Annotated in this window: 2 protein-coding genes; both read left to right on the top strand. The window is 66.2% G+C overall.

Features of this window, described 5'->3' with window-relative positions; all coding sequences use genetic code 11:
- The coding region (locus tag D8Z78_RS24215) for an NAD(P)H-dependent oxidoreductase subunit E (RefSeq protein WP_121634709.1) at positions 1 to 1551 on the top strand (1551 nt) is incomplete at its 5' end.
- A gap of 3 nt (positions 1552 to 1554) precedes the next feature.
- A partial coding sequence (gene fdhF / locus D8Z78_RS24210) for a formate dehydrogenase subunit alpha (RefSeq protein ID WP_121634710.1) occupies positions 1555 to 4310 on the top strand: 2756 nt, incomplete at its 3' end.

The following is a 4310-nucleotide window of genomic DNA, read 5'->3' as shown; positions in this document are numbered from 1 at the left end:
GATCTGCTGATCGAGTTCCTTCACCTCATTCAGGACGCATACGGGCATCTCTCCGCCGCCCATCTGCGCGCCCTGTCCGAGGAGATGCGCCTGTCCATGGCCGAGGTCTGGGAGGTCGCGACCTTCTACGCGCATTTCGATCCCGTGCGCGAGGGCGAGACGCCGCCGCCGGATCTGACCATCCGCGTCTGTGACTCGCTGTCCTGCGAGCTGGCCGGGTCCGAGGCGCTGCTGGCGGCTGTGGAAGCGGGGCATGACCCGGCGAAAGTCCGTGTGCTGCGCGCGCCCTGCATGGGCCGCTGCGACACCGCGCCGGTGGTCGAGGTCGGCCATCGCCATGTGGACAACGCCACGCCCGAGACCATCCAGGCGGTGATCGATGGCGGCGATTTGCACCCGGTCATGCCGGATTATGAGGGCTTCGACGCCTATCGTGCGACCGGCGGCTATGACCGTCTGCTGGACCTGCGCGCAAGCGGCGACTGGGAAGCGGTGCAGGACACCGTGCTTCAGGCCGGTCTGCGCGGTCTGGGCGGGGCGGGCTTTCCGTCGGGCAAGAAATGGGGCTTCGTCCGGGCCAATCCCGGCCCGCGCTACCTGGCGGTGAACGGGGATGAGGGCGAGCCTGGCACCTTCAAGGACCGCTACTGGCTGGAGCGCACGCCGCACCTGATGCTGGAGGGGATGCTGATCGCGGCCTGGGCCGTCGAGGCGGAGAAGTGTTTCCTGTATATGCGCGACGAATACCCCGCCGTGCTGAAGCTGCTGGCGACGGAGATCGCCGCCCTTGAGGCCGCAGGCATCGTCGAACCCGGCTATATCGACCTGCGCCGCGGGGCAGGGGCCTATATCTGCGGCGAAGAATCCGCGATGATCGAGTCGATCGAGGGCAAGCGCGGCATCCCGCGTCTGCGCCCGCCCTATGTGGCGCAGGTGGGGGTCTTCAACCGCCCGACGCTGGTCCACAATATCGAGACGCTGCACTGGGTGGCCCGCATCGTGCGCGAGGGGCCGGAGGTGCTGAACACCACCGAGAAGAACGGCCGCACGGGTCTGCGCTCCTACTCGGTCTCGGGGCGGGTGGCGCAGCCGGGTGTGTACCTGCTGCCCGCCGGCTCGACCATCACCGACATCATCGAGGCCGCCGGTGGCATGGCGCAGGGGCATGTCTTCAAGGCGTATCAGCCCGGTGGGCCGTCCTCGGGCCTGTTGCCCGCGTCGATGCATGACGTGCCGCTCGACTTCGACACGCTGCAACCGCATGGGACGTTCATCGGCTCGGCGGCGGTGGTGGTGCTGTCCGATCAGGACCGCGCGCGGGATGCGGCGCTGAACATGCTGCGCTTCTTTGAAAGCGAGTCCTGCGGGCAATGCACCCCTTGCCGGGTCGGCTGCGAAAAGGCGGTCAAGCTGATGCAGGCGGACAAGTGGGACGGTGAGCTGCTCGAAGATCTGTGCCAGGTCATGGGCGATGCCTCGATCTGCGGTCTGGGGCAGGCGGCGCCGAACCCGATCCGGCTGGTGATGAAACATTTTGGCGAGGAGGTCTGAGCCATGGCCGACGGAAACCTGCCCGATCTGACGATCTTTACCCTCGATGACGAAGCGGTCGCGGCCCAGCCCGGCGAGACCATCTGGGAAGTCGCGAAACGCCACGGCAAGACCATCCCGCATCTGTGCCACAAGGACCAGAAGGGCTATCGCCCGGATGGCAATTGCCGCGCCTGCGTCGTGGAAATCGACGGCGAGCGCACCTTGGCGGCAAGCTGCTGCCGCAACCCGTCCAAGGGGATGGTGGTCAAGACCGACTCGGATCGCGCCACCAAGGCCCGCGCGCTGGTCATGGAACTGCTGCTGGCCGACCAGCCGGAGCGCGACGCGGCCCACGACGCGGGCTCCCACCTGTGGGACATGGCCGATGCGCAGGGCGTCAGCGACAGCCGCTTCCCGACGATGGAGGCCGAGCGCATCCCGCTGCTCGATGACAGCCACGTCGCGATGCGCGTCAATCTGGATGCCTGCATCCAGTGTGGTCTGTGCGTGCGCGCCTGCCGCGAGGTGCAGGTCAATGACGTGATCGGCATGGGCGGGCGCGGGCATGATGCCTTCCCGGTCTTCGATTTTGACGACCCGATGGGCGAGTCGTCCTGCGTGGCCTGCGGCGAATGCGTGCAGGCCTGCCCGACCGGCGCCTTGATGCCCGCAACGGCGGTGGATGCCGAGCAAAAGGGCAACAGCAAGGACTTCGACGAAGAGGTCAAAAGCGTCTGCCCGTTCTGCGGTGTCGGCTGTCAGGTCTCGATCAAGCTGAAGGATGGCAAGATCAAGCAGGTCGACGGCATCAACGGCCCCGCGAACGAGGGGCGGTTGTGCGTCAAGGGGCGGTTCGGCTTTGACTACATCCACCACCCGCACCGCCTGACCAAGCCGCTGATCCGCCGCGAGGATGCGCCGGAAAAGGGCCTGAATGTCGACCCGTCGAACCCCTGGACGCACTTCCGCGAGGCAACCTGGGAAGAGGCGCTGGACAAGGCGGCGCACGGTCTGGCCGATCTGCGCAGCTTCTTTGGCGGGCAATCGGTGGCGGGCTTTGGCAGCGCCAAATGCACCAACGAAGAGGCGTATCTGTTCCAGAAGTTCATCCGTCAGGGCTTTGGCCACAACAATGTCGACCACTGCACGCGGCTGTGCCATGCCTCGTCGGTGGCGGCCTTGATGGAAAACGTGGGTTCAGGCGCCGTGACCGCGACCTTCAACGAGATCGAGAATGCCGATGTGGCGATCGTGATCGGCGCCAACCCGACCGAAAACCACCCCGTCGCCGCGACCTTCTTCAAGCAGTTCACCAAGCGCGGCGGCAAGCTGATCATCATGGACCCGCGCGGCACCGCGATGAAGCGGCACGCCGCCGAGATGATGCAGTTCCGCCCCGGCACGGACGTCGCCCTTCTGAACGCGATCATGAACGTGATCGTCGAGGAAAAGCTGTATGACCGCACCTATATCGAGGGCTTCACCGAGGGGTTCTTTGAATTCCGCGAGCATATCCGGGCGTTTACGCCGGAACGGATGAGTGAACTCTGCGGCATCGAGGCCGAGCAGATCCGCCGCGTGGCGCGCACCTTTGCCAATGCCGAGGCGGGGATGATCTTCTGGGGGATGGGCGTCAGCCAGCACATCCACGGCACCGACAACGCCCGCTGCCTGATCGCGCTCGCGCTCTTGACCGGCAATGTCGGCAAGCCCGGCTCCGGCCTGCACCCACTGCGCGGCCAGAACAACGTGCAGGGGGCCAGCGATGCGGGCCTGATCCCGATGTTCCTGCCCGACTACCAAAGCGTCACCGATGGCGAGGTGCGCTCGCTCTTCAAGCACATCTGGCGCGGCACGGAAATCGAGGCCGAAAAGGGCCTGACCGTGGTCGAGATCATGGATCGGGTGTATCGGGGCGAGATCAAGGGGATGTATATCCTGGGCGAAAACCCCGCCATGTCCGACCCGGATGTGGACCACGCGCGCAAGGCCTTGGCCGCGCTCGATCATCTCGTCGTGCAGGACATCTTTTTGACCGAGACGGCGAACTATGCCGACGTGATCCTGCCCGCCGCCGCCCTGCCCGAGAAATCCGGGACCGTGACCAACACCAACCGTCAGGTGCAGATCACCCGCAAGGCCGCCCAAGCCCCGGGCGAGGCGCGCGAGGATTGGGAGGTCATCGTCGAGATGGCCCGCCGCGTCGGTCTGGATTGGGACTATGACGACCCGCGCGAGGTCTTCGACGAGATGAAGATGTCGATGCGCAGCCTGCATCACATCACGTGGAAACGGCTGGAGCGCGAAAGCGCCATCACCTATCCGTGCAACAGCCCCGAGGACCCCGGTCAGGCGGTGGTGTTCGCCGATGGCTTCCCGCGCCGGGCGGGTCGTGCGCGCTTTGCGCCCGCAAGGGTGACCCCACCCGCCGAGGTCCCGGACGAGCGCTTCCCGATGGTGCTGACCACAGGCCGCCAGCTGGAGCATTGGCATACCGGCTCGATGACCCGCCGCGCGACGGTGCTGGACGCGGTCGAGCCCGAGGCGAACTGCTCGCTGCACCCCGCGACCCTGCGGGATTTGGGTGTGGAGCCGGGTGGCATGGTCCGCCTGATCACCCGCCGCGGCGAGGTCGAGGTCATGGCCCGCGCCGACCGCGCGGTCTCGCCCGACATGGTGTTTTTGCCCTTCGCCTATGTCGAAGCCGCCGCCAACATCCTCACAAACGCCGCCCTCGACCCCTACGGCAAAATCCCAGAGTTCAAATACTCCGCCGT

It is taken from the genome of Tropicibacter alexandrii (assembly GCF_003667315.2).
Lineage (GTDB): Bacteria > Pseudomonadota > Alphaproteobacteria > Rhodobacterales > Rhodobacteraceae > Tropicibacter > Tropicibacter alexandrii.
The sequence above is the reverse complement of the archived record's forward strand: the minus strand, read 5'-3'. Positions and strand labels throughout refer to the sequence as shown.